General features: G+C 67.1%; 17 protein-coding genes and 3 pseudogenes. 10 read left to right on the forward strand and 10 right to left on the reverse strand.

From position 1 onward, the window contains the following. The coding region (locus tag KVT45_RS33960) for an AAA family ATPase (RefSeq protein WP_368857560.1) at positions 1–2,419 on the forward strand (2,419 nt) is incomplete at its 5' end. On the opposite strand, the gene KVT45_RS33965 is transcribed toward KVT45_RS33960, so the two are convergent. The 3 genes from KVT45_RS33965 to KVT45_RS33975 all read right to left on the reverse strand — a co-directional run bounded on the left by KVT45_RS33965 (position 2,401) and on the right by KVT45_RS33975 (position 6,114). Further along, positions 2,401–3,468 (reverse strand): CdaR family transcriptional regulator, encoded by a 1,068-nt coding sequence (locus KVT45_RS33965; RefSeq protein ID WP_254647756.1) that lies wholly within the window; start codon positions 3,466–3,468, stop codon positions 2,401–2,403. The genes KVT45_RS33960 and KVT45_RS33965 overlap by 19 nt on opposite strands. A 198-nt stretch (positions 3,469–3,666) precedes the next feature. Next, on the reverse strand, positions 3,667–5,745 hold the full coding sequence (locus tag KVT45_RS33970) for a type I restriction-modification system subunit M/S (RefSeq protein WP_217553002.1): 2,079 nt from the start codon (positions 5,743–5,745) through the stop codon (positions 3,667–3,669). 27 nt (positions 5,746–5,772) lie between these two features. Beyond that, positions 5,773–6,114: a hypothetical protein gene (locus KVT45_RS33975; protein WP_217553003.1), complete on the reverse strand. Its 342-nt coding sequence runs from the start codon at positions 6,112–6,114 to the stop codon at positions 5,773–5,775. 373 nt (positions 6,115–6,487) lie between these two features. Here KVT45_RS33975 and KVT45_RS33980 point away from each other — a divergent pair, with 373 nt between their 5' ends. From KVT45_RS33980 to KVT45_RS33990, 3 genes are all read left to right on the forward strand, one after another. After that, positions 6,488–6,763, forward strand: a complete 276-nt coding sequence (locus KVT45_RS33980) for a hypothetical protein (RefSeq protein WP_037648659.1) — start codon at positions 6,488–6,490, stop codon at positions 6,761–6,763. A gap of 296 nt (positions 6,764–7,059) precedes the next feature. Further along, positions 7,060–7,266, forward strand: coding sequence for a hypothetical protein (locus tag KVT45_RS33985; protein ID WP_217553004.1), 207 nt, complete (start codon positions 7,060–7,062; stop codon positions 7,264–7,266). Positions 7,267–7,749: 483 nt separating this feature from the next. Beyond that, positions 7,750–9,222 carry a sialidase family protein gene (locus tag KVT45_RS33990; RefSeq protein ID WP_217553005.1) on the forward strand — a complete coding sequence of 491 codons (1,473 nt, stop codon included), beginning with the start codon at positions 7,750–7,752 and terminating at the stop codon, positions 9,220–9,222. Here the strand turns inward: KVT45_RS33990 and KVT45_RS56675 are convergent. Together KVT45_RS56675 and KVT45_RS33995 are read right to left on the reverse strand one after the other, a co-directional pair. Further along, positions 9,196–9,453: pseudogene (locus KVT45_RS56675) on the reverse strand (GntR family transcriptional regulator); the annotation flags it as partial. The gene KVT45_RS33990 and the pseudogene KVT45_RS56675 sit on opposite strands and share 27 nt — an antisense overlap. A 97-nt stretch (positions 9,454–9,550) precedes the next feature. Next, a complete protein-coding gene (locus KVT45_RS33995) occupies positions 9,551–9,757 on the reverse strand; it encodes a hypothetical protein (protein ID WP_217553006.1) in 207 nt (68 codons plus the stop codon). A gap of 674 nt (positions 9,758–10,431) precedes the next feature. On the opposite strand from KVT45_RS33995, the gene KVT45_RS34000 reads away from it, so the two are divergent. Together KVT45_RS34000 and KVT45_RS34005 are read left to right on the forward strand one after the other, a co-directional pair. Continuing rightward, positions 10,432–10,989: a DUF3291 domain-containing protein gene (locus KVT45_RS34000; protein WP_217553007.1), complete on the forward strand. Its 558-nt coding sequence runs from the start codon at positions 10,432–10,434 to the stop codon at positions 10,987–10,989. Positions 10,990–11,555: 566 nt separating this feature from the next. Beyond that, a pseudogene (locus KVT45_RS34005) lies at positions 11,556–11,875 on the forward strand (tyrosine-type recombinase/integrase); the annotation flags it as partial. A 176-nt stretch (positions 11,876–12,051) separates the two neighbouring features. Here KVT45_RS34005 and KVT45_RS34010 read toward each other — a convergent pair. Further along, positions 12,052–13,149, reverse strand: coding sequence for a hypothetical protein (locus KVT45_RS34010; protein ID WP_217553008.1), 1,098 nt, complete (start codon positions 13,147–13,149; stop codon positions 12,052–12,054). Positions 13,150–13,361: 212 nt separating this feature from the next. Between KVT45_RS34010 and KVT45_RS58495 the strand changes: the two genes are divergently transcribed. From KVT45_RS58495 to KVT45_RS34025, 3 genes and pseudogenes are all read left to right on the forward strand, one after another. Then, entirely contained in the window at positions 13,362–13,922 is a 561-nt protein-coding gene (locus KVT45_RS58495) for an HAD family hydrolase (protein WP_217553009.1), read from the forward strand. A 313-nt stretch (positions 13,923–14,235) separates the two neighbouring features. Further along, a complete protein-coding gene (locus KVT45_RS34020; protein ID WP_217553010.1) occupies positions 14,236–14,583 on the forward strand; it encodes a DUF1036 domain-containing protein in 348 nt (115 codons plus the stop codon). A gap of 209 nt (positions 14,584–14,792) precedes the next feature. Continuing rightward, positions 14,793–15,533 (forward strand): annotated as a pseudogene (locus KVT45_RS34025) (LacI family DNA-binding transcriptional regulator); the annotation flags it as partial. Between the two features lie 359 nt (positions 15,534–15,892). On the opposite strand, the gene KVT45_RS34030 reads toward KVT45_RS34025, so the two are convergent. The 3 genes from KVT45_RS34030 to KVT45_RS34040 form a co-directional block, all read right to left on the reverse strand. Further along, positions 15,893–17,389: a helix-turn-helix transcriptional regulator gene (locus KVT45_RS34030; protein ID WP_217553011.1), complete on the reverse strand. Its 1,497-nt coding sequence runs from the start codon at positions 17,387–17,389 to the stop codon at positions 15,893–15,895. 365 nt (positions 17,390–17,754) lie between these two features. Then, positions 17,755–18,996 (reverse strand): XRE family transcriptional regulator, encoded by a 1,242-nt coding sequence (locus KVT45_RS34035; protein WP_254647757.1) that lies wholly within the window; start codon positions 18,994–18,996, stop codon positions 17,755–17,757. Between the two features lie 119 nt (positions 18,997–19,115). After that, a complete protein-coding gene (locus KVT45_RS34040) occupies positions 19,116–19,337 on the reverse strand; it encodes a hypothetical protein (RefSeq protein WP_217553012.1) in 222 nt (73 codons plus the stop codon). A 146-nt stretch (positions 19,338–19,483) separates the two neighbouring features. Here KVT45_RS34040 and KVT45_RS34045 point away from each other — a divergent pair, with 146 nt between their 5' ends. After that, entirely contained in the window at positions 19,484–20,134 is a 651-nt protein-coding gene (locus KVT45_RS34045; protein WP_308310946.1) for a site-specific integrase, read from the forward strand. Positions 20,135–20,634: 500 nt separating this feature from the next. Here KVT45_RS34045 and KVT45_RS34050 read toward each other — a convergent pair whose 3' ends face one another. Further along, a complete protein-coding gene (locus tag KVT45_RS34050; protein WP_217553013.1) occupies positions 20,635–23,868 on the reverse strand; it encodes a type ISP restriction/modification enzyme in 3,234 nt (1,077 codons plus the stop codon). Between the last annotated feature and the right edge of the window lie 485 nt (positions 23,869–24,353).

Consider the following 24,353-nt stretch of genomic DNA (forward strand, 5'->3'; position numbering starts at 1 on the left):
CGCCTCGGAGACCGGGCAGGACGAGCCGCTCCCGTTGGACGAGATCGCGCTCAACGGTCTCACCGCGTCGCTCGCCGGGGAACTGCGCGACCTCGACGACCAGGTGCGCGCCCAGGAACTGGAGGACGGCCTGTCCGGTGCCGTCCGCACCGCCCTGCGCGAGCTGCGCGACCGGGCCGACCTGTCCGAGGACGGCGGAGCCACCGTCCGCCTTGGCCGCCACCGCTTCGCCGTCCGCCGCGAACCGGTGGAACTCACCCTCCAGCCGGACGGCGACGGCCTGGCCTTCGTCGTCACCGGAACCGGCTACCGCCGGTCCGCCGACCTCCCCGAGCTGCTGGCCGGCCGCGAGTTCTGGACACAGCCCCTGGTCAGCGAGTCACCGGCGCTCTACCGCGCCGAGTACCTGGCCGCCTCGCTGCTGTCCACGGCCACCGGCGCACCGGGTGAACCGCTGCTCGACCAGGTCCGCCGCGCGGCCGAGCGGGGCTATGACGAGGGGTACGAGCGCGGCGTCCACGACCACGACGCCGCCGCCGTCCTCGGCGCGCTGCTGCGGCTGCGGGCCGGTGCCGGTCTGTTGCAGCACCCCGCCGAGGTGCGCGCCACCGCCCAGCTGTTCTGGGCGCACGGCGCGACCGACGCCCAGCGGGCCGCCTGGCAGCGCCGCGCCCGCTCCCTGGCGCTGGCCCGCGTCCACTTCGGAGCCGACGGCGTGGCGACCGCTTCCACCGACCTGGCGGCCGAACTCACCGACGCGGTGGCCGCGTCCACCGCCGCCACCGGCCTGCCGCCGGCACCTCACGCGGGCGACTACCTCCAGGAGGAACTCGCCGACCCGCACGACGGATTCGCCACCGGGATCGCCGCGCGCACCCTCCTGGACGGCTTCCGCCACACCACCGCCGCCCCCGTCCTCGCCTCGGACCTGGACGCGCTCGGCACCGACCTGCCCGCACGGCACCAACTCGCCGCCGCCTGGCTGGGCGCGTACGCGGCCGTCCACGTGGACGACGCCGACGGCGAGGGCGTGCCGGAGGCCGTGGCGCACCTGTGCGCACCCGACCTGCCGCACTACGAGATCACCGCGCCCGTCGGCGAGACCGTCGACGGCCTCCTCGGCACCCACCCCCGCGTCCACGAGGGCCGGCTGACCGTACGCATCGACGAACTCCCGCACCGGGCACGGGTGTTCCGGGAGGTGCGAGCCCCGGCCTTCCGGGCCTTCCAGCGACAGCGCGCGGACGTCCTGGCCGCCGAGCGGGCCCGGCTGCGCCTGGACGACCACCGCCCCCGTCCGCTCGCCGGCTTCGTCCGCAACCAGCTCATCGACCGGGTCTATCTGCCGCTGGTCGGCGACAACCTGGCCAAGCAACTCGGCACGCTCAACACCACCGGTCCTGCCGGCCCCGCCGACCGCAGCGGCCTGCTGCTGCTCCTGTCCCCGCCCGGCTACGGCAAGACCACCCTGCTGGAATACGTCGCCGACCGCCTCGGCCTGCTCATGGTCCGCGTCGACGGTCCCGCGCTCGGCACCGGCACCACATCGCTCGACCCCGACCGCGCCCCCGACGCGGCCGCCCGCCGCGAGGTCGAGAAGATCGTCTTCGCCCTGGAGGCAGGCAGCAACGTCCTCCTCCACCTCGACGACATCCAGCACGTCTCGGCCGAACTGCTCCAGAAGTTCATCCCGCTGTGCGACGCGCAGCGCCGCGTCGAGGCCGTCAGCGACGGCGTCGCCCGCAGCTTCGACCTGCGCGGGCGCCGTTTCGCCGTCTGCCTCGCGGGAAACCCCCACACCGCGAACGGGCAGCGCTTCCAGATCCCCGACATGCTCGCCAACCGCGCCGACGTCTGGAACCTCGGCGAGGTGCTCACCGGCCACCAGGACCTGTTCGCCCTCTCCTTCCTGGAGAACGCCCTCGCCGCCAACCCGGTGCTGGCCCCCCTCGCCGGAACCGCCCCGGCCGACCTCGGCCTGCTGACCGCCCTCGCCGCCGGCGACCCCGGCGCACAGGCCGACCAGCTCACCCACCCGGTGCAGGACCTGGACCGGGTGCTGGCCACCCTCACCCGGCTGCGGCGCGTGCAGCGGACCGTCCTGGCCGTCAACGGCGCCTACATCGCCTCCGCCGCCCAGGAGGACACCGACCGCCTCGAACCGCCGTTCCTGCTCCAGGGCTCCTACCGCACCATGGCCCAGCTCGCCGCCCGGATCGACCCCGTCCAGAGCGACGCCGAGGTCGAGGCCCTGCTCGACGACCACTACCTCGCCGAAGCCCGGACCCTGGGCAGCGCCGCCGAGGCCAACCTTCTCAAGCTCGCCCAACTCCGCGGCCGTTCCACCCCCGAGCAGACGGCCCGCTGGCACGCACTGTGCGCCGCCTACCCGTCCGCCGCCTACCCGTCCGCCGACTGATCCGGCCACCCCAGCAGCCGCGCACCGAACACCGCCGTCTCCAGGGTGTAGCGCTGCAGCGCGTCGTCCGGATCCAATCCCGTGAGCCGGACGATGTGCGCGATGCGGTACGCCAGGGCCCGCACGCTCAGTCCGAGCCGCCGGGCCGCCTCCGCCGCGACGTAGCGCGACTCTGCGTAGGCGGTCAAGGTGTCCAGCAGCAGCTGAGCCCCGCCACGCGCCTTCCGCAACGGGCCCAGCACCCCGTGCACCAAATCCTCCAGGGCCTCCCGGTCGCGCAGCAGCACCGGCAGGACCAGCAGATCGGCCGCGTTCAGCAGCTTCGCGTCCAGCCCCAGCTGGGCCGCCTGCTCCAACGCGTTCCGCGCCTCCTCGTAGGAGTGCACGACACCGCCGGGCCCGCTGTGCGGACGGCCCACCACGACCCGCCGCCCCTGCGTCAGCTCCGCGAACGCCTTGATCGCCGCAGGCTCCCCCGGGCCGGCGGGTACGATGCACACCAGCCGCCCGTGCTTCACCGCCAGCAGGACCTCCTCCTCACCGAAGCGGCCGAGCAACTGCCGCTCCAGCGCCCGCACCTGGGGATCCTCCAGGTCGTAGCCGTCGCCCTCGGCGACCGCGACGACATGCGCACACGCCAGATTGAGCCCGAACCGCTCGGCATGCTCGGCCAGCCGCCCCAGGTCACTGCGGCTGCTCAGCAGGTCCGCCACGAACTCCCGCCGTCCGGCTTCCTCCCGGCGCAACCGCTCCCGGTAGGCCCGGCCGTGGCCCGTGGCGAGCGCGGCCACCGCCGCCCGCAGCGCCGCCATCGACGCCGCGTCCACCGGCTGCCCCTCCCAGACCCTGCCGGTCGCGGCCAGCCGCTCGTCGACCAGCTCGGCGAGCCCCCGCCCCTCCTCGGCGGCCCGGTCGCCGTACTCGCGAAGCGACTCCAACTCCTCGCGTCGCAGCCGCCGTCCGCTCCTGGCCACATCCTCCAGCAACCGCGCCCACGAACCGTCCTCGGCCCCAGCGGACACACCGGAACCCGCTCTGCCCGTAGCCAACTCCCGCTTCCTCCCCCGCACCCTGCGACAGCGACCTGCCAGCGTACGCCGCACCGCTGACACAGAACACCGGAGGCGGGCGTTTTCGCGTGCGGCACCCGCTTCCGCGGGGCGGCCACCGCACATGGGCGGCCTCCAGCCCACACCGACGACTCGGACACGGGCAGGCTGACGTCTGCCTGGATTCGTGATGAGGTCCTAGCTCGCCAGGATCCCGTTCAGTGCATCAGCGTGGATTTTCCGCGTGAGCGCGAGCTGCTCTCGCAACAGTCGCTCGTGCTCGTCCAGTCGTGCCATCGCGCCGGCAATCGCCTGCTGCATCCCGAGATCGGGCAATGCGACCGGCAGATCGCCCAATACGTCGAGCGAGATGGTCTTCATGGTCATGCTTCCCGTGGAGTGGGCTTCGAGCCACTTGCGTGCCTCCGGACTGCGGAGGTACGCCGCGAAGTAGTCGGCGTCGAGGTCGGCGGGAGGCCGGAGCACGAAGCAGCCCGTTCCGCAGATCCAGCCCTGCTGCTCCTCGCGGACAACAGCGCATCGCCCCAGTTCTCCACGGCGTGCCAGCACGACGTCGCCCCGGTGGAGGCGGAAGCGTTCCAGCCCTTCGGCTTGCTGCCCGGTGATGTGTCTGATGCTTGCCACACTGAATCCGCTGCCTGTCAGGTCCTTGGGCATGACCACGGGAACGCCACCGCCCTCGACGTAGTCTTCGGCGCGGATGAGACTTCCCGAAGGCCCGGCGAGCAGTACACCTGACGTCGAGTTCTCGAACATTCCCTCCGCGGTGCCGGCCACGATGCTCCGGAGAGGTACGCGCGGCGGCCGGTTCCCGTTGCGGGTCAGGCGTTCGCACGTGCTGAAACTCTTCCGCAGGCCGATTCTCGAACCGGCCGTCGCCTCGTCGTGCCGATCCAGCTCGTCGAGCATGGGACTCAGAGCCGGCGCCGTCGACGGTCGTTCCTGCTCGGCTTCGACGTACAGCCGGGGGTCGAGACTGCCGTCGTTCTCAAGGATCTCTTCGTGCGCGACCGAACGGGAGAACCCCGGTTCATCGGGTGTCGCACGAGGAGACCGCTGCCACGAGCGGAACCGACCGCTGATGCGTTCCACGTCCTCTGCGGTCAGGACGCGTGGCCGCCGCGGCACTTGTGCGCCGAGCAGACTGGCGTCGATGAAGAGGACGTCGTTCGCATCGCCGGGCGGCAGCTGGTGGGACTTGTCGCGGGCGAGTATCCAGATGTGCACGGGAACGGAGGTGTCATAAAAGAGATTGGGCGGCAACGCGATGACGGCGAGGAGTGCGCCGCCGGCGATCATTCTCCTGCGGATCTCCGCCTGGCGGCCGTTGGACCAGGCGGCCCCCTGCGGCATGATCATCGCGGCGGTCCCGTGCTCGCTCAGCCGGCTCCACGCGAGCTGGAGCCAGGCGAAGTTCGCATTGGACTCGGGAGGCCGGCCGAAGGGCCAGTCGACTATGCCGATGTCCTCGATGCGCTGGTTGAACGGCGGGTTGCTCACCACCCGGTCGGCAAGGCCGCTGCTTCGGCGCCGAAGCAGCGACACCGGGTCGGAGGCGCTTACGACCGGTTGATCCACCCCATGGATGGCCAGATTCATCATCGCCAGCCGCGGATTGCTGCGATCCGTGGCGTATGCCTCGAAAGTGGCTCCGTCCACGCGGCCGGACTCGGCGATCCACTGTGCCGCGGCCGCGAGAAGACCGCCGGACCCGCAGGCCGGGTCAAGGATCCGGTCTCCGGGCTGAGGAGACGCGGACTCGATGAGCAGGCGCGCGACCGCGCGCGGTGTGTAGAACTCCCCGGCGGAAAGGGTGCTTTCCTGCACGTGGCGTTCCATGAGCAGCTCACAGACTTCCGCCAATCCGGCCTTGGCCCAGGACGGACGCTGGTTCAGCGCGGTGAGGAAGGCGGCCGCCCACGGCACGTCGCCCGACTCTTCGTCATCGTCGAGAAGCCCGACTTCAAGGTTGCGGAGGTCGAGTACCGGAAAGTCCCTGTGCCTTCCGGCGCCGGCCAACGCGGCGCGCAGGTCCATCAGTGGCGAGAGACCGATACGGGCCTCCGCGACCGCACGGGCCCACCGCCTGACGAACTCGTCCTCCGGTCCGCCCACAGACTCGACGAATCCGGCGAGCAACAGGATCGCGAGCATGGATGTCAGGTCGTCGAACGTGTTCCGGCCCCGCTGGTAGGGCGCGTACGCCCGCCAAAGCCGGTCAACGACGTTCGAGGCGTGGCTTTCCGTGGTCTCCACGTATGGGTCTCCTCGCTCCAGGCCGGCTTACTTGAGTTGGCTGATCGCATACGCCGCTGCGGCAACAAGCATCAGCAGGCACAGGCGCAGCGTCATGCCCGTGCTCTGCATCGCTTTCCCAAGCAGTTCGAAGAACGCCTTCACTCTGCCGCGCCCCCTGTCTTCGATCCCGATAGTGACTGCGCAGCGTTGGTGCGCAGAATCCCTGTCCATGACCTCGTGGGACGGGTCTGTCATCCAGAGGCTCAATGAAGAAGAATTTAGCAGCGGCCAACGGTGGCCATAGGTCGCCAGATCCCCACCTAACCGCTCGCACAATGCATGCGCAGCGACACTGCGCACGGCATAGGAAAGGAGATCGCTGTTCATTGACATGCGGAGGGGGCGTGGCGCTTGGCGGCCGACGACGGGGACTGGAGCGAGATGTGACGCAGGTCTCGTCCCCAGACCCATGGCAGAGGCCGGACGGGCCGGCTACCGCGCTTCGCGCAATCGCAGTTACTCAGCGCGGCCGCCCCCGGATGCCCAGGACGGGAGGGGGAGAGGATGCGACGCTGGAGTGAGGGGCCCGCGAGTGGAGGTCCGAGTGCGGCTCAACGGATGCGACGCAGAATCGTGCGGTCAGTCTGTGAGCCCGCCGGCCGGGGCACCACTCACCGAGCGTCGCCAGGCGGCCTTACCGCGTGGATCCGGCCCGCCGGGACCAGGACCGCGCGACCACCCCGGAAGGCAGGTGCGTCCCATGCGCACGTCGACCCGTATCGCCGGTGCCCTCACCGGCCTGACCCTCACCCTCGGTGGTGCGGTCCTCGCCGCTCCCGCGGTCCGGGCGGACATCCCCGCCTGCACAAAGATGGCCGAACTGGCCGGTGCCACCGCTTCCGACTCCGTCACAGCGGCCTGCAGCCGTGGCGTGGTCGGAGACCTGCAGAGTTGTGTGACCGGGCTGACCGGGGCCGGAGTGGCGGGCGGCGCCGCGACCGGTGCCTGCCGGGCGGCGGCCCACGAACCGCGCTAGAGGACCGCGCGGGGCAGCCGCCCACCGGCACCGGTCGGAGGCAGGCAACCCCCGGCCTGCCCGGACATAACGCGGCCCCGGTGGGCAGTCTCGACGCCAAGGACATCGACGTCGCCCCGCTCCTACCGGCGGTGCGGCCGGTCGAGGTCGGTGACGTCGTGCCTCTCCGGGCGCGGCGCCCAGCCTTGCCTCGCGGGCCTCATGCGGAGCGCCCATGCTGAGCAAGAGGGCGCCGTCGTCCTGAGACTTGTCCTTCCCGAAGGCCGAACGAAGGCGCCTGAGAGGAGGAGGAAGTCATGCGCATGCGAAGAATCCTGGGCCTCGCCCTGGCCGCGGCAACCCTTGCCGGCGCGAGCGCCGTCGGCGCTGTCAACGCCGCGGCCGCCTCGTCTCCGAACATCTCCAGAGACGACTGCACGGCCGCCGGCGGACAGATCGTTTCACGCCCCTACGCCGGCTACGCCTGCGAGCTGCCCGACGGGACCAGGCAGGCGATCACTTGACCGGTCGGCGCACGGCTGGACAACCGGTCCGGCCGGTGCACCCGGCGCGGTAGGTATGGAGTGACAGCACCCGGTCCACCGTCGGGTGGATCGCCCGCGCCCGTCTCGACACCGCGGCACTCGCGATGACGGGTTCGCATTTCCTAGCTGTATTGATTCGGATTTCCCAGCCAAGGCCGACCCCGCCGGCGTCGCCGACCGGCACGCGGCCCACGGCCCTCTCCGGGGACCTACGAGACGGCGCCGTAACAGCAACGACCAAGGAGCCGACCGGCACGGTGCACCCGCCGGTCGGCTCCGCCATGCTCCTCGACGACCCCGGGGGCGACTCCGTCGTTCGGCCCATCAAGGGCACCGGCTGCAACGCCGAAAAGGACCAAGCGGAGTCGCCCCACCCTCGCGTTCCGGTACGCCTCCGCGCCCCAGGCCGCCCCGCCGACGGCGGTCCCGTACGCCGGCCGACAGGCCCGGAGGAAATCCCGCATGCGCGTCTTCCTGCCCCTGACCGCCGTCACCACCGCCGCGCTCCTGCTCGTCACGGTCACCGGCGCGACTCCCGCCGCAGCAGACCGGAACCCCGACGGCACACCACTGGTCAAGGTGTCCCACGGCGACCCGTACGCGAAGTGCACCATCGGAGCGAGGTCGCCCGACAGTATCGTCTACCCGGCCACCGAGGTCGAGCCGTACCTGTCCGTCGATCCGCGCGACCCCAAGCGCGTGGTCACCGTGTTCCAGCAGGACCGCTGGAACGACGGCGGCGCCCGTGGCCTGGTGGCCGGCTGGACCACGGACGGCCACACCTTCCACCAGAGCACGCTGCCGTTCAGCCTGTGCGCCCCCGGCGGCGCGGACTTCGAGCGGGCCACCGACCCCTGGGTGAGCACCGGACCGGACGGCACCGTCTACGCGAGCGGCGAGGGCGTCGACTTCACGAAGAGCACGCGCACCGGCCTCCTGGCCGCCACGTCCCGCGACGGCGGCCGCACCTGGCACAACCTCACCACCACGCACGTCGACGAGCAGCCGTTCTTCAACGACAAGCCGTCACTCACCGCCGATCCGATCCGCAAGGGCACCGCCTACCAGGTCTGGAACCGCCTCGACAACGACCCACCCGGCCCCAGCTCCCTCGACGGTCCCGGCTACATCTCCCTCACCCGTGACGGCGGCCGCACCTGGAGCAGGGCCCGGCCGTTCGTCGACACCAGCACCGTGCCGAACACCCAGACCATCGGCCATCTGATCGTCGCCGACCGGCGCACCGGCACCCTGTACGACTTCTTCGACCGGATCACCTACGCCGACGACCTGAGCACCGTCGTCGAAGCCCGCTACGAGGTGGTCACCTCGACCGACGCCGGGGAGACCTGGAGCGCCCCGGTCACCGTGGCTCGGGACACCTCCGTACCGGAGGTCGACCCGAACGACCCCACCAAGCTGCTGCGCGCCGCGGCCACCCTGCCGAGCCCGGCCGTCGACCCCGAGACAGGCACGCTGTACATGGCCTACGAGGGCTCGGACTTCTCCGGTGGAAAGTTCGACTCCGTCCAGCTTGTGCGGTCCACCGACGGCGGACGCACCTGGGGGACCCCGGAGCTGATCAGCCCCAAGGGCGTTCCGGCCTTCTCACCGTCGATCGCGGTCGCCGAGCGGGGCACGGTCGCGCTCACCTACTACGACCTGCGCTTCCTCAAGCCCGGCAACACCACCACCCTGCCCACCGCCTACCAACTGGCCACACTGCAGCACGGAAACCCGAAGCCCCGGACCGAACGACGGATCTCGCGGGTCTTCGACTGGCTGCAGGCGCCGTTCGCCGGGGGCTACTTCCTCGGCGACTACCAAGGCCTGGTGGCAGACGGCAAGGAAGTACGGGCGGTGCTCACCGAGACCAACTCCGGCACACCACAGAACCGTACGGACGTGTACACCGGCAGTCTCCGCACCCGCTGACCGACGCGGACGCCGCCTGGATGCGGTGACCCCACTTACGGCCATGCGGTGCACAACGCCCGCCCCCGCGTGGGGCCCTCCCTCAGGGAGGACGACGAGAGTGCCGGCGGTGAGGTCGTACGGCTCCCAACTCGTCGACGGCTGCACTGACCTGCCGTCCGCCAGGAACTCGTACGTCGTCCGGACACACGGCTCGCCCTCGGCGATTCCGAGCCGCGCCGCGATCTCCGCGGAGAAGGTGCGGCCTACAGCCGCGCAAACCTCGGCAGCTCGCTGTGCTCGCGCGGGAGCGCCCCGCGGCGCGTGGCTGCGGGGCGCCTTGTGAGGTTTAGTCGACCGTCTCCCCGTCGTGCGTACCGCCCTTGCAGGGGTTGCCCGGCTCATTGATCGCGGGAATTCCGCCGCCCTGCCTGCACTCGGAAGGGGTGACGGAGGATGGGGCACCCTGTGCGGTGGCGGTGGCGGCGCCTGTGAGGCCGAGTCCGGCGAGGGCCGCCGTGGCGATGGCGGCGGCGAGGATTCGTCGAATGCGCATTTAGTTCCCCTTTCACGCATTGCCTCGGTTGGGGCACTAGCCAGCTTGATCTTCACCCATGTGGGTGGCACGTCATGTTGCGCCATTCGGGTGACAGCGGGGTCGGCGCCGCGACCCGTCGGACAGGCCCTCGCGGGAGGAGACCACCCCGGATGGGTGGTCTCTTCGTTGTTCCGGAGGGGGCGGCGTCCGCAACCGGCCCCACGCTAAGAGCCGTGTTGACCTGCGGAAACGCGCCCTTGGTGGTCGGCGCCGCAAATCCTTCGGGGATTGTTCACGCTGCCGGTGCGACAGAGGATTCTATGAACGGGGCGATGCCCCGCCGGGCGGCCTCGCGGGCCAGTTCCGGGCACGACCAGCGTGCGGGCATGGCGGGCGAACCGATCGGCCGAAGTGGATCACTGGTACCCCGCAGCCTGCCCCGCCCGTCACCGCCCCAGCCCCCGCAATGACCGGTGCAAGAGGCCACTTGGACAGGGAAAACGCAACTTCGACATGGCCCGCAGAGGCAGCTACCTTCACCTGGTCTTCGGCGATCGCCCACGGTCGCAAGGAGTTCCTTCAGGTTGAGCCGCCCGCGACGGGATGAGTTGGCCACGCCCCACGAATCCTCGCCCCGTGCGTAAGCCGCCGAACCGGGTCCACACCAGGCACCCCCAACCAGGGAGAGACGCATGCCCCATCTCGCGCTGTACACATTCGGCGTCCTGAAGTCACCTCTCTCCGATCCCGCACCTCTCACGCGCGAGTTCTACGACAGCGGTGAGGCCGTCTACCGGAAGATCAGCCGGCACCCCGGGTACCTCGCTCGTGCCGAAGCGGCAGACGGTGACCGGGGCATGCTCTTCGAGGCGGACTGGGGTGCATGGGGAGAGTTCGCCGTACCGACCTGGTACGGCAAGGGCCGTACGGTGGAAACCACCGCCCTGGCCGCGACCCTCTCACTCTGGACCGACCTGCGCCCCGCCTTCGACGCCATCTACACCGGTCTGCACCGTGAGGCGCTGAACAGGCGTTACGACTGGTTCGAGAGGACAGGACACCCGAGTTACGTGTTCTGGTGGGTCTCCGACGGCGTGATACCCACCTGGCAGGACGGGGTTTCCAGGCTGGAACACCTCCACGACCACGGCTCCGCACCGCACGCCTTCACCTTCCACCACCCGTTCGCCCCGGACGGAACTCCGACCAGGATCAAAGACATCGGGCCGAAGCATGACCAGGTTCACTGACAGGGAAGCCTGAACGACTGGGTTCGCTGTCAAACGCCTCGATCCCGAAGGTTTTACGGAGCGGACCACTTAGTAGCGGAGGGTGGCCGGACGCTGCGGACGCAATTTTCCCTCAACTCTCAAGTTTTGCTGGGGACGGCTTTTCAGGCGGGGCGGGATCGCGGGCCCGGCTGCCCGCCCGCCCCCTGAAAGCCGTGGTGAACCACAGAGAGCGGGGGCTGGGTGTCAGCATCTTCACAGGGTGAGCGTGCCGTGCTGTCCCTGCCAGCCACGTCATCAAGCTGAGGAGCCGGGCCTGGCCGTGAAACTGACCTTGACCCTGATGACCATCTGTGGCGGTCTTCATGGTCCGGCCTGGCTCGCCGGCGCGGGTGTCGTAATCGCGACAGTGGCAGGCGCCTGGTCGATTTGGATCTAGGCGGTCCCGCTACAGCGGTCGTCTGTCGTTCCTCAACTCTGCTCCGGGGGTGGACACCTGCGACCGTCTCCGAACTGGGGGAGACTTACCGCTAGTTGCTGTCGCCTGTCGTTGTTGGTCGACCTCGGACGGCCCACGACGGCCCGGCGCCGTGCTCAAGGGGGCCGAAGGAACTCCGATGTGCGCGTACATCGTCCTCGCGCTCCTGACCGGGGCTCGCACCGAGGAACTGCGGGCACTCACCCGCGTGGGAGGAACACGGGCTCGTCTTCTCCTCGGGAGCTCCGGCACAGCTTCGTGTCCCTGCTCTCCGACCGGGGCGTCCCGTTGGAGGAGATCTCCCGGCTCGTCGGGCACTCCGGGACTGCCATGACCGAGGAGGTCTACCGGAAGCAGGTCCGACCCGTGATCCAGACCGGCGCTGTCGTCATGGATGGCATCTTCGGCACTCAGGATCGGCAGCCGTAGGCACTCACGAAACGCTAGTCACGCAGATATACGCGCACGCAGAAACAGGTGAGGCACCTCCCACATTTGGGAGGTGCCTCACCTGCTGTTTCGGCTGTCGGGGTGGCGGGATTTGAACCCACGACCTCTTCGTCGGGTTCGCGTCGGTGCATCAGCGCGCGTAGGTGACCGGGGTCCTAGCTGCTGACACCGGTGAGCTCTGTGAACGCAGCTGTTCCGGAGTAGCCGATCAGGAAGCCGATGAGGACCCCGCCCCAGAAGTCCTCCACGGTGATGAAGGACTGTGCCTCGGACTTCCGTGCTGCGAAGACGATCGCGGCGGTGCTGAGGATGACCGCGAGCACCAGTGAACCAATGGCTGTTCCGAGATGGTGGTGGAACAGGGGGCTCAGGCTGCCGGCGTCCTGGAGCGAGCGGCCAGCGCTTCCCACCGCGCCGCCGAGGGCGCCACCGGACATGACGTTCCACAGAGCAGCCTTGAGTGGCACTGTGAGAGAGGTGGTGTTGGAGAAGACCCGTCGGCGGGCGGGTTCGTTGCCCTGCCCATTCGGCAACGCGTCTGGGCCCATTGCACCGGGTGCCTGTGTCAGCCCATAGATCACGGTGATCTGCAGACGGTAGCTGGCCGGGATGAAGAACGGGCTGCGGCTGGTGCCGAGACGGATGGTCCAGACGTCGGTGCAGCCGGGTTCTAGTGCCGCACCGGGCGGCAGCGAGCCCACCAGCGGGACCCGCTCGCGATCCTTCGCGAGCGGGTCATAGACGTTGACGGTTGATTCACCACGAGCCTTGATGTGCATTTGTTGGGCACTACCGTGGAGATTGACGATCGACTCGCCGGAGGCGTCCAGGTGAAGTTGCCCCGTGCCGCCATGCAGCCGCTGCAAGTCAAGCTCGTTCTCGTCCCGCAGTTCCCAGATTTCCTCGTTGATGCGCTCCCGTGCGTCATGGTCGGTGGGATCGAGGCCTTTCCGGTCCTGCAGTAGTGCGTTTCGGCGGGCCACCCTCTCCCGGATCGCGTCCCGCAAGGCATCCGCTTCTGCCGTGGGCAGGGCGTCAGGGTCCCGGTCCTCTGGCAACTCGGGTATCCGCCAGAACAGCTGAGTTGGCAGGCTCAGCTCCACCGCATCGATCCAGACGGGCACCGCGAAAGGGTTCTTGACGTGCAAGTAGACGGTGAAGTCCGTACCTGAGTACACCTGCGGGACGGAGAGGTCGACCGTGAGGTCGAGTAGCCCGAGTTGGGACGATGGCTCCGACGACTCAGCGATCACTCGTTCAGGCTACTGAAGCGCTGGGTGGCACGGGGTCGTTTGCATCAGCCGGATACCCATCACACACGACCTCTTCGTCCCGAACGCGATTCCGGGGGTAGTTGACCTTGTGGGGCGAGTGATTGGCCAGGTCCAACGGCCCGTGTTCCGTCCGTGGTTGTCCGCGACGGTCCGGTTCGGACTGTCGCGTTTGGCCCCCGCTTTGGCCTCCCGTGGGAGCTTCCTGGAAGGGCCGTGAAGCGCCCGCCATCGGAGAGCGAGCCTATCCGGCGGACTTCGTCCATCTGTGGGAGGCGCTCGGGGGCGGCGACGACCCGGGCGACCTCTCGCGCGAGTACGTCGACGGCGGCGCGCGGTCGGTGCGCTGCCTCCCAGAGGTGAGGGAAGGACTTGAAGCGCTGCGTGGTGCAGGGCGGACGCTCGGCATTGCGACGAACGGGGCGGGGGACATCCAGCGGGCCAAGCTCGCCGCGACCGGGCTCGCATCGTACTCCGACGGCATCTGTGTCTCGGAGGGGATCGGAGCCATGAAACCGGCGTACGAGCACTTCGTCGAGGCTGCCGCCGAGCTGTGCAGCGTCAGGCCCAGCTCCGGAGGGTGGATGGTCGGGGACAACGCTGAGACGGATATAGGAGGGGGCGCGCGGCGGGGCTTCGTACGGCGTGGGCGGCCTATGGCCGTACATGGAGCGATGGCCCCCGTGAGCCCGATATCGCGGTGCGGGGCGTCGCGGAGGCCATCAAGACGATGCGGGTGGCAGCAGGCTGTTTAGCCTGATCGGGCCCTGTGCCGAGGTCCCGTACGGGGCACCTCCCCGCCCGCTGCGGTACGCCGCGCCTTCTCCCGGGAACCTCCCCTCCGCACCTGACCGACGGAGATAGGAGGTCCCATGTCGCAGGAGGCTGCCGAGGCGGTTGATCCGAAAACCGATGCGGACGAAGAGGCACTGGAGCGTGCCATCGCAGCGGGCCGGTCCGGCGCTCACCCCGGCGGGACGGACAATTCGCGCCCGCAAAACGCTCTGACCCGGTCCGACGGAAGCCCGGCTGCCCGCAGGCAGCCGAGCGGGGAGTAGGAGGCGCGCCGTGGCGCTGAGGTTCAAGAACAACTACGAGCGCGAAATCTGGGCGATGGTCGAGCGGTACCAGCCCAACTGCTCTGCCAGCAGCAACTGGCTGAAGGAGGGCTGGTGGCGGATCGGCCCCGGGGAGACCGCCGTCGTCTACGGCGGTGACGCAAACGCCGTCAACCCGATCTGGTACTGCTACGCCTACGCGGGCGACGGCGTCGAGTGGCGGGATAAATACCAGGAGACGGTCCCGCTCAGTGTCTTCGAGTGGTGTTCGAATGTCTCGGACACGGGCTCGCGGACGATTCTCATGCAGGAGTTCACCGTGACCGCCCCGGAATTCACGTTCAACTTCAACCCGTAGCAGGCAGTCCCGACCGACCGGGCCGCCTGCCCCGCCCCAGTCGGGGCGGGTGGTCTAGTCCGGCTCGCCGTCCGGGGCGCCATGCAGGCGTTCGAGCGCGTCGGAGATGCTGACCTGCGCATCCGCCTTCATAGGAGTCCATTACTGTCCGGCGTCGTCCCTGCGTAGTTTCCCCGTTTGGCCCCCGGACCGGCTGCCTCTCAGTTACCTGGGAGAAGAAGGAGAAGGCGCTCTACGCCGTGTCGAGTGTGAAGACGTGGCGCGGCACGCTGCACCTGGTCCTCGAAGACGCGGTCGATGACGAACTCATCAGCGCCAACCCTGCCACCAAACGGCGCGGCAGGGGAAAGCGCGCCGGCCGTTCGCGCGGCCGTGGGCCCGAGAAGGTCGTCACGGATCCGCTTGGCATCTTGCTGTCTGCTGAGCGCGCCTCGCTGCTCTCTGGGCGCGATGACGAGTTCGTCGCCGTTGTCACCAAGGGCTATACGGGCATGCGGTGGGGCGAAATCGTTGGTCTGGAGACATAGTTCGTCCGCAGTGCGGCTGTACGCGTGGAATGGCAGCTCTACGAACTCGACTCGGGTGAGTTTGAGCGCTGCCCTCCCAAGGACGACAGCTACCGCACCATCGACGCGCCGAGGTGGCTCACTGACCTGTGGACGGGCCACATCGCACGCACGCAGCCGAAGCCCTGCTCCTGCCACGGCAACACCTACGTGTTCCGTGGACAGGGCGTGTCCCGCACAGGCGAGACCGGCGCCAAGGTGGTCGACGTTGCGAGACGTGCCGGCGTTTCCACTGGCACGGTGTCCAACGTCCTCAACCGACCGGACGCCGTAGCCGAAGCCACTAGGGCGCGCGTACGAGAGGCCATTGACGCTCTCGGGTTCACCCGCGGCGGGGGCGCAGTCGACCAGGCGGAGCACTGGCGGAGGAACGGCTTCGCCACTTCAAGATCTTCTCCCAGATTTCTCCCGGCAGGTCCCGGAAACCACTCAGGGGCCCGACCCGCGATGCGGATCAGGCCCCTGACCTGGTACTACGGCGTCGGGGTGGCGGGATTTGAACCCACGACCTCTTCGTCCCGAACGCGATCGGGCCCTGCATGACCTTGCTCTAAGGCTCTTGGCCTGCTGGTTTGCCTCCGGCGCTGTCCATTACTGTCCGGGACGGTCTTGGTGCGGCTGACGCGTTTGGCCCCCTGTTTGGCCCCCGTTGGGCTCAAGACCTGAGAGGTTGAGCAGCCGATAGGCCTGTGGTGAACCTGGTCTGTTGCGGAGGGTCCCTGAAGAACCAAGCGCCGCAGGCGTCACCTGCTCCAGACGATTCCGAGCGTATCCAAAATCCGCTGGATATCTTTGGCGCGTTTCGGATTTTCGTCAACTATCGATGTCAAGACATCGGAAAGGAGATTCGTATCGGACGTGTTGAGTATGGAAAGCAGTTCGAGTAGCTTTTCAGCGCTTCGATTCTGTGCTGAGCTTCGAAGTAGCGTGGCGCGTTCGACTCCGGAAGTCTCGTTGAGAGTATTTATAAATCGGCGATTCTCCTGGTTGCTTCCTGTATCTGTGATGCATTGTTGCGCCAGCTCCTTCCATCCCGCATTTTCCAGAATGTCCATCAAGGATCTGATTTTGGGCCAGTCCTGACCCCTGGTAAACCAATTAACTGCATCGGATCCCAGGTTTGAACTGCCATCAACGGTGTGATGGCCGAAATCTCGAATTAGAGTATAGGTGTCTTCCGGGGTGCGTGATCGCCCGATTGCCAACATGAGGGAACGTGCTTGAGAGTGGGAGAGCTTATCAATCTCTAGGATGAGTTCGCCAAGGTTTGGTAGGGGATAATTCATTGCAATCTCGTTCGATGCTCGAAACTCCTCAAGCTCGCTAGATAGATTCAACCTGACAAGCTCTTTAGCCAGGTCTATGGGGTCCATGGTGAGTGCCGCCTTGGCGAGCTGTTCTCCTGGTGTCAGCGGTGTTTTGGTGGGTTGTTTCGCGGCAGGTTTTGTGTTGGCCTCATGGATATCAATTTCGTTGCGCACCTCTTCAAGTTCTTCCCTGAGTCGATCGGCAAGTGACCTGGCCTCCGAGGCTTCCCGCAGGGCGACTTCCAATTGCTCTTGCTCTCTTGCTTCCTGTCCTGAAATTGCGGCCTCTTCGGCTTCCCGTAGCTGCTGTTCCAGCTCTTCGCACCGCGCTTCGGCTTGCTGGGTCAGTTCTTGTGCTCGACCGAGCTGCGTCTTGAGTTCCTGTACCTCTGCTCTGAGTTCGCCAAGCTCGTCTTCAGTAGCTTGGGCGCTTTCCAATTGCCTCTGAAGCGTTGTCGACTTGCTTCTCTCTTCGAGTAGCGATGAGTTTAGCTCAAGAGTTTCTAGCTCTAGCATGGCGATGCGGTGTTGTCGGATCTCCACGGCTTCCAGTAGTGCCTTTTCGCGAATTCCCGCCCTCTTGTATTCTTTGTCGGCTTCGGCCAGTTTGTCTTGAAGTATCTGTACTGTGTAGAGGTGTTTATTGCTGGCTTGTAGAGCTGTCCTGTGTAGCTTGCGAACAACCTCCAGAGCCCCTTGCTGGATGGGAAATCCACGCTGCTCAGATACTTCCGCCAGTAGCCTCTGAATGAATGGCCATGGTGGAACTCTCTTGCCATTCAAATATCGAGATACTGTTGCGGGGTCATAATTGCATCGCGCCGCGTATCTGCGCACTGAAATGTTCAGAGACTGGAAGAACCTACGCAACTCGATGGCAAGTTCCCGTGCCTCGTTGGGGATTCCTTCACTGAGGGGAACCAGCTCGCCCATTCTTACCCCTTCCGGTCTGCGAGTGTTGCCGTAGAGGTGGCAACGCGTGACAGTAGCGGCAACACCCACCCCTTGGTCCAGCCTGGATCTGCTGGGTCTCCTGACCCAGGCTCTTAAAATATAGGGGAGGGTGTTGCCTCGTGTCTGAGAAACCCGCACGATTCGGCCCAGGGGATCTGGTGCAGTTCATGCTAGCCGTAGCGTCGAATGCTGATCAGCGGACGTCCACGTCGCTTCAGATTCTTCTTGCTTTCTTCCTTCTTGTACTACTGATGCGCGAAGAGAGCTGACAGTCCTGGCCGGTAGGTACGCGCCACACGTGAGGGCGTCGAGTCTAGCCGTCGACGCCCTCACGACTGTTTTCCTTACCTGGACATGAATCCGGGCTTCTGCTCGGAGAGCGAGTGAAGCCGCGCAAGGTAGTCCTGCGCCGCCGGCTCAGCGCTGTACCGACGCCTCATCTCGGCAGCAAGTTCTCGACTGGTCATGATCAGGGACGGCACCGACTGGCGGTCCCCTTCCAGGGCCCGCTCTCCCATGTCCAGTGCCTGCTCCAAGTCGCCCTCTCGCGCCGCCGTGACTCCTAGCGTGACGCGGGCTTCAACGTTGCGCATAGGCGAGCGCTCAGTGCCATCGAAGTCCGTTCCTGCCCTCAACACTTCGTTAGCGAGCGTGCGCGCAAGCTTGTCCTCGCCGACCAGGCGGTAACAGTCCATCGCGTAGACGTCGAACTTGGCCGGGTCCACCACGAAGTGGTTGTCCAGGTTCGCGGGGTACGGCATCCCTTCGAGTAGCTGCCGCCCCTTGTCCAAGGCCACCTCGACTTGCCGGCGGTCACCGATTCGCGCCCACGCCTTGGCCTCCTGGGCTGCGAGCTGGACTGCTACGCCGTGGTGCTGTGCCACCTCGGCCCCGGCCTGAGAAGCCGCAATTACACCGCGGTAGTCGCCGGTCGTAAGGGCGAACCACGCCCGCATCTCATGTGCCCACCCGGCGACCTCCGCATGGTCCGCCTCGGTCGCGAGCGAAAGCGCGGCCTGCCGCGTTGACTCGGCCGCGTAGCGGTCGCCGGTGTCGTACTCGACACAGCCCACCAGTTGAGCGAGCCAACCGGACAGGGCGAGCACCTCGCAGTGCTGTGCGAGCGTGAGGCTCTTCGTGTGGAGTTCGACCACACGACGAAGCCACTGGCGCCCCTCGATGAGGAGCTGCTCGCTCGGCATGTACGGGTACTCCGAGGCGAGCCGGTCCGTCGTGATGTGCAGGGCATCGAGCGTGGCGTTGTCGACGTCGGATCGGTTGAGGCGGCTCACGATCTCCAGCGTCTCCATGCCGGACGCTGCCAGGATCTCCCTGTCTCCGTCCCGCCGTGCCGGCGCGGGGAACGTGTCACCGTGCCGAAGAGGGCCGCCATGATCGGTTGGTAGAAGTCGTTCGGCATCTGGCCTGACTCCCAGCGCTTCCACTGGCAAATCAATGCTTTCTTCCGCCGGCAGCTCCGTGGGAGCGTGCGCCCGCAGAGCCCTGACTGCGTCTCGCTGCGACCAGTCGCGCGCCATCCGCTCAGCCGCGATGCGCCGCGCCCATGCGGGCCTGTCGTCGGTCATGCGCCCTCCTCCGAGTGCCTGCTCCGAGTCTCGCGCGTGAGGCGGGGGGACAGGGAAGGTGACAGGCGGGTGTCACCGGACATGTCCCCGGCTCCGAACTGCCGTCCCCTGGCTGTCACTTACCTCTCAACTCCCGTTCGCAGCATGCTGGTTGCAGATCGCGCACCACCCGGCACGGAGCGGCCTTCGAGCGCTTCGAGCCTGCCGCGCAATTCCGAGACCTGGGAGGTGAGATGTTCGAGTTGGCGGAGGACGTCGGGGAGGTCGACAACCGCTTCGGCCCCGCTGGAGTCCGTGGCTTGCTGCGGATCGCGGGCGTAGCTGCCGCGCGGCGTGGTCATGATGAGCCCATCCTCGCGGAGGATGGCAAGGGCTCCTGCGCCGCTCCATCGCGCACGCTCAGCGCCGGGACAAGGCCGCGCGGAACGTCGCCCTGCTCGTCACCGCGCCGGAGGGGCGCCCCGGCCGGCCGAGCAAGGCACTGACCCTGGAGCAGGCGAAAGCCGTGCTCGTCGCGGCGCGCCCGTCGCGGTTGTACGCCTACCTTGTGGTCTCGCTGCTGAGCGGTGTCCGCACAGAAGAGGCACGCCCCCTCACCTGGGATCATGTGTTCCTGGAGACAGAGGGCGGCATCCCGCCTCACGTCGCGGTGTGGCGCTCGGTGCGCAAGCACGGCGAGACGAAGACCAGGAAGAGCCGGCGGACCATCGCTCTGCCGAAGCAGGTGGTCGATGTCCTCGAAGAGCACCTGCGCTGGCAGAATCAGGAGCGGGCATCGCGAGGGATGGAGTGGAGCCCGGCCGGCCGCGTCTTCACGACTCGGACCGGCGAGCCGCTCGATGCGGCCAACGTCCGTCGCGACTTCAAGGCCATCGTGAAGAGGGCCGGGCTCAAGCCGGAGTGGACGCCTCGGGAGCTCCGGCACAGCTTCGTGTCCCTGCTCTCCGATCACGGCATCCCGCTGGAGCGCATCGCACTCCTGGTCGGCCACAGCAGCCAAGCCACCACAGAAGCGGTCTACCGGAAGCAGCTCCGGCCCGTGATCACCGAGGGAGCCGAAGCCATGGACGACATCTTCGCCGAAGATCAGGAAGGGGAGGAGACGGAAGACTCGGCAGAGGACGTCGCTGGAGCCTGATCAAATCCGTTTGGCCCCCTGTTTGGCCCCCAAGCACGACAGAGGGCCGTGAGTAAATTTACTCACGGCCCTCTGACCAGCGTCGGGGTGGCGGGATTTGAACCCACGACCTCTTCGTCCCGAATGAGGTTCGGGTGGGGCTAGCACCAGGCGGTTTGGTGTTTGTCCTGGTCAGGGAGTTGGGGTGCGGTGGTCTCGGGTGGTCCGGAGGGGGCTTGGGGAGCGGGTTGGCTCCCACATGGCTCCCAAGGGAGGCGACCACCCAGGGGACGTCGGTCCTGCGAAGGACGGGGCGTGGTCCCCGCCGGACACCGTTACCGCCGCCCGGCCAACGCTCGCATGTTCGAGTGCCGCTACGAAGCACAACCTGAGTTTCAACCTCAGTAATCTCTGCATTGACTGGTCGTGGCGAACCAGCGGGTGCCGCATGGAGGGTGTTGACGCGGGTCGACCAGACTCTCGGCGAAGAGCCGGAAGTAGAGGCAGCGAGCGGACCCCACTCAGCTTGGGAAATCGAAGGTCCCTTGTCCGGTTCCCGGCGTGCGGCGAGACGCTCGCGGCGGCTTCGGTTCCTTGGCTGCGTAGGGTGGAACCGGCAGGATGCCCTGCTCTCGGAGATCATGCGTCGTAATCAGTGGGCCTGCGCTCACGGCATCCAGGAGCCGGGCCTGTTCGGGTTCGAGTGCAATCAGGAGGGCGAGTGCATTGATGAGATCCAGTAGATCAACCGTCCATCGCGCAGGCCATGCTGGTGGCAGAATGTCGTTCAATGGGGTCTGCCACTCGATGTCGGGTCTGCGCTTGCGGAAGCCGAACCATTTGCGGATCACCTGCACGCCGCCGATTCGGTAGTCCCAGACCTCCGGCGCCACGGGGCTGATGGAGCCGACTCCGACCGTGAGGGTGCGCGTCTTCGCGTCGTAGGAGATGCCGTCGGGCACCCCGCTGTCGTCCTCACCGATGGGGACGGTGCAAACTGGTTGTTCCGCTACGGGAAGTCTCGGGGTCTGCCCGGACGGGCGGGCGTGTTGTGGCGACGTGAAGCGCTGCCCGTACGTGTGTATCCACACGGTACGTCGGCCAGCCTCAGCCACTTTCGCCCACAGTGCGGGGTCCCGAGTCAGCGGAATGTGGGCGCCACGGGTGGCCAGGTGCTCCGCGAAGCGACGGGTGTAGCCACTGTGGCCGGCTATGCCCGCGATGTAAGCGAAGAGGTCCTCTGCTGTCACCGCCACCCCATGGATTTGCGACAACGTCTTCAGCAGCCCGGGCGTCACATTCGTCTCGGCAAGTTCCGCGTGACGATAGAGCGGTGCGACTCGGCCGCCTTCCGTACCCTTGAAGTGGTGCATATCGGGTATAAGAGCTGTGAACCCCACCGCCGGCCCTGCCCGCCCCGACTCCGAGTGCAGTTCGGACAAATAGATCTGGCGGTCGCTGTGCGCGAACCATAAGGCAGGTCTAGGAAAGTCGATTACGCGCCGGTCCGCAATGATCCACTGCCGGTCGAAAGTCATCCTGCCGTACGGGACAAGGACCGGCGTCTGCTCCGTCTCCTCGGCGAGGGTGCTTCGCCGTTCGTGTCCTGGCAGTGGCTGCTCCGGCTTGTCCGGACGGCGATCGCGGGTGCTCTTGAGCAGCGTCCCTTTGGCCGCTGCCGGAGCCTGGACGAGTGTCCGCCAGCGTTCTCGTAGAACGCTCGGGCTGGGCGATACCGGCCAACTGCGGTTGTTCTTGTTGCCGGAACTCGTCCACGGCAGCAGGGCGTCCACTGTGGGCATAGCTGTCCACTCGGCGGCGGCTACGGCCTGAAAGGGGGCGGTCCAGCCGTCGGAACAAGGCTGCCACGGTATCCCGTCCCTGTGCCGGCCCCCGTCTTGGTGTCCGTTGATGCTAAGTCCGTCGAGCCAGCTGAACTTCGTTTCCCTGCTTCCCGCGGGTACGTCGATTCGCCACACGCGCGCCGGACGCGTCAGGTCAGGCGGTCCTCGGCGGACGAAGACAGCGATGCAGACCTCGCGCTTCACGGCTTGGAAGACGCGCGTGCGGGGGTCGGAGTACGGGCCTTCGGGAGAGAGTCCGATGATCCAGCCCTCGTCGGCCGACTCGCGCAGATAGCGCCGCATGCCAGCGGCTCCCTCGCTGTCCAGGAAGCCGGAGTTGGTGATGAGCGCGACGATTCCGCTGGGCGCCTCTGGCGCCCCCGAGGCGGTTACCTGGTCGAAGACCTTCCAGGTCGACCATGCCCAGAAGTACACGTAGAGATTGTCCAGGGCGTATCCCACCCGCCCGTTATCCTCAGGATGGAAGCGCGCCAGGATCGCCCCCCGGTTGTTGGGATTCCCGTCGGCGACCCAGCGCCCAACCCCTGACTGCCTGGCACCACGCAGGTATGGCGGATTGCCGATGACGACCATGACCTTTTCCTCGGCCTTGACCTTGTTGGCCAGTCGGCGGTGTCGGGCGATCGCCTCGTACATCAGGCCCAGGTGGTGCTCGATGGTGGGGTCGTCCAGTGTGTCGGCCACCAGAAGCCTCGGCGCGTAGCCGGTGACGTCGGTCTGGTGGGCCTTGAAGGCGTGGTGCACGCGGAGTTCTGCCACCGCGTACGGTCCGGTCTGCTTCTCCAGACCGATGAGGCGCCCCGAGAGCTCACGCAGAAGTCCGCTCTTGAGGGCGTCGCCGTGCTTCAGCGCCAGGTCCTTGGCGACGTGGTCGACGATGTTGATGAGGAAGGTTCCGGTGCCCATGGCGGGATCGACCACAGTGACGTCCTCACTGCCGAACCCGTCCTCCTGGCCGAGCCGAACACGCAGCACCTCGTCGGTGAACCGGACCATGAAGCGGACTGCCTCGCTGGGCGTGTAGTAGGTACCCGTCCGTCGTCGCAGTTCCGGGTCGTAGGCGCTCAGAAATCCCTCGTAGAAGTGGAGGTAGGCGTCCCCGCTGTCGTCCTTGAACATCTCCGGGTCGACCGCGGAGACGACGTCGATCAGCGTGTCGATGACGCCACGGAGATCGTCGAGGGCTTCGTCGGTCAGCACCGCAAGGGCCTTGCCCATCAGGGAATGACGTTTGCCTAGTTTGCCTGCGACGTCAGACAGGGAGAGCTTCTCCATGTCGATGCCCTCAAGACGGGCCAGCAGGATCGCGAAGGTAAGCGTCTGGCTGTAGTGGTCGGCGAACTCAGCGGGGAGGGCGTCGGGGAAGAGCAGGTCTTTCCAGTTGCCGGCCAGAATGGAGAACGCCGCGACGGCCTCTCCGTGTTCCTCGCGGGTGAGGCGTTCCGTGACCTCGTCCCGCAGAAGGGCGCAGATTCCGGCGATGCGCTTGACCAGTTCACCGATGCTGCTGAGTGTTAGCGGCGCCGGAGTCAGGAAGAGGGCGATTGCCCGCTCGAATCCATCGTCCGCCGGGACGAGTTGCCGATTGCCGGTGAGTAGGTCCCCCACAAGGTGCCCGGTTGGGCCGAGCTGCACGCCGAAGCGGTACACAGCCCAGTCGTAGCCGTCGGAGTACAGAACGTTGGGGAGGGCCTTGATCTTCTCCCACTGCTCGCGGTCGTGGCTTTTTGCGGACCACTTCAGCGGGTCGACTCCCTTGCCTGGACGCTTTAACTCGACGTGCCCGATGGTCCTTCCACCGGCACTGATGGCGAAGTCGGGTCGCACACCGAGTCTTTTGACGCTGGTCTGGCCATGGGCGATCAGATTCATGTGCTGTCGTTCGGCCATGCCGCGCAGTAGTTGCTCCACCGGTGCGGTGAGGCTCTCCTCTTTCCCGCTACCCGCTCCAGCGGGCCCTTGGAGCTTGGCTCTGACCTCCTGCCCGAATCGGGCGACGAGGCCGGCGACTGTTCTAGTTGCTCGACTTCCTGCTGCTCCGACGTCCCTTCGTGACAACGTCCACCCCCATGGCGGTGCGCACGCACGGTGATCGCACCCATACACACTGCCCATGGTGCTGCGGCTGGCAAACACCCGGCATGACGGGCAGGGGTATCCGTGTTAACGCCGACCGGTTTACTCACGCACCGCGGGCGAGTTGCGGCGGCTGGGTGGACGCAACTTCGGCCGCGGCCTCGATGCGGGACAAACACGGTAGCGCGATGAACAATGGATCAAGGCACGGCTGCGCGAGATCAGTCTTAAAGGTGCGGCCTCTCAAACCCCACTGCGGTGCCGGGCCCGTGACCTCAGGAGTGGAGCCCGCTCGCGAC

The sequence above is a fragment of the Streptomyces sp. GbtcB6 genome (genome assembly GCF_019091475.1).
Classification (GTDB): Bacteria; Actinomycetota; Actinomycetes; order Streptomycetales; family Streptomycetaceae; genus Streptomyces; species Streptomyces hyaluromycini.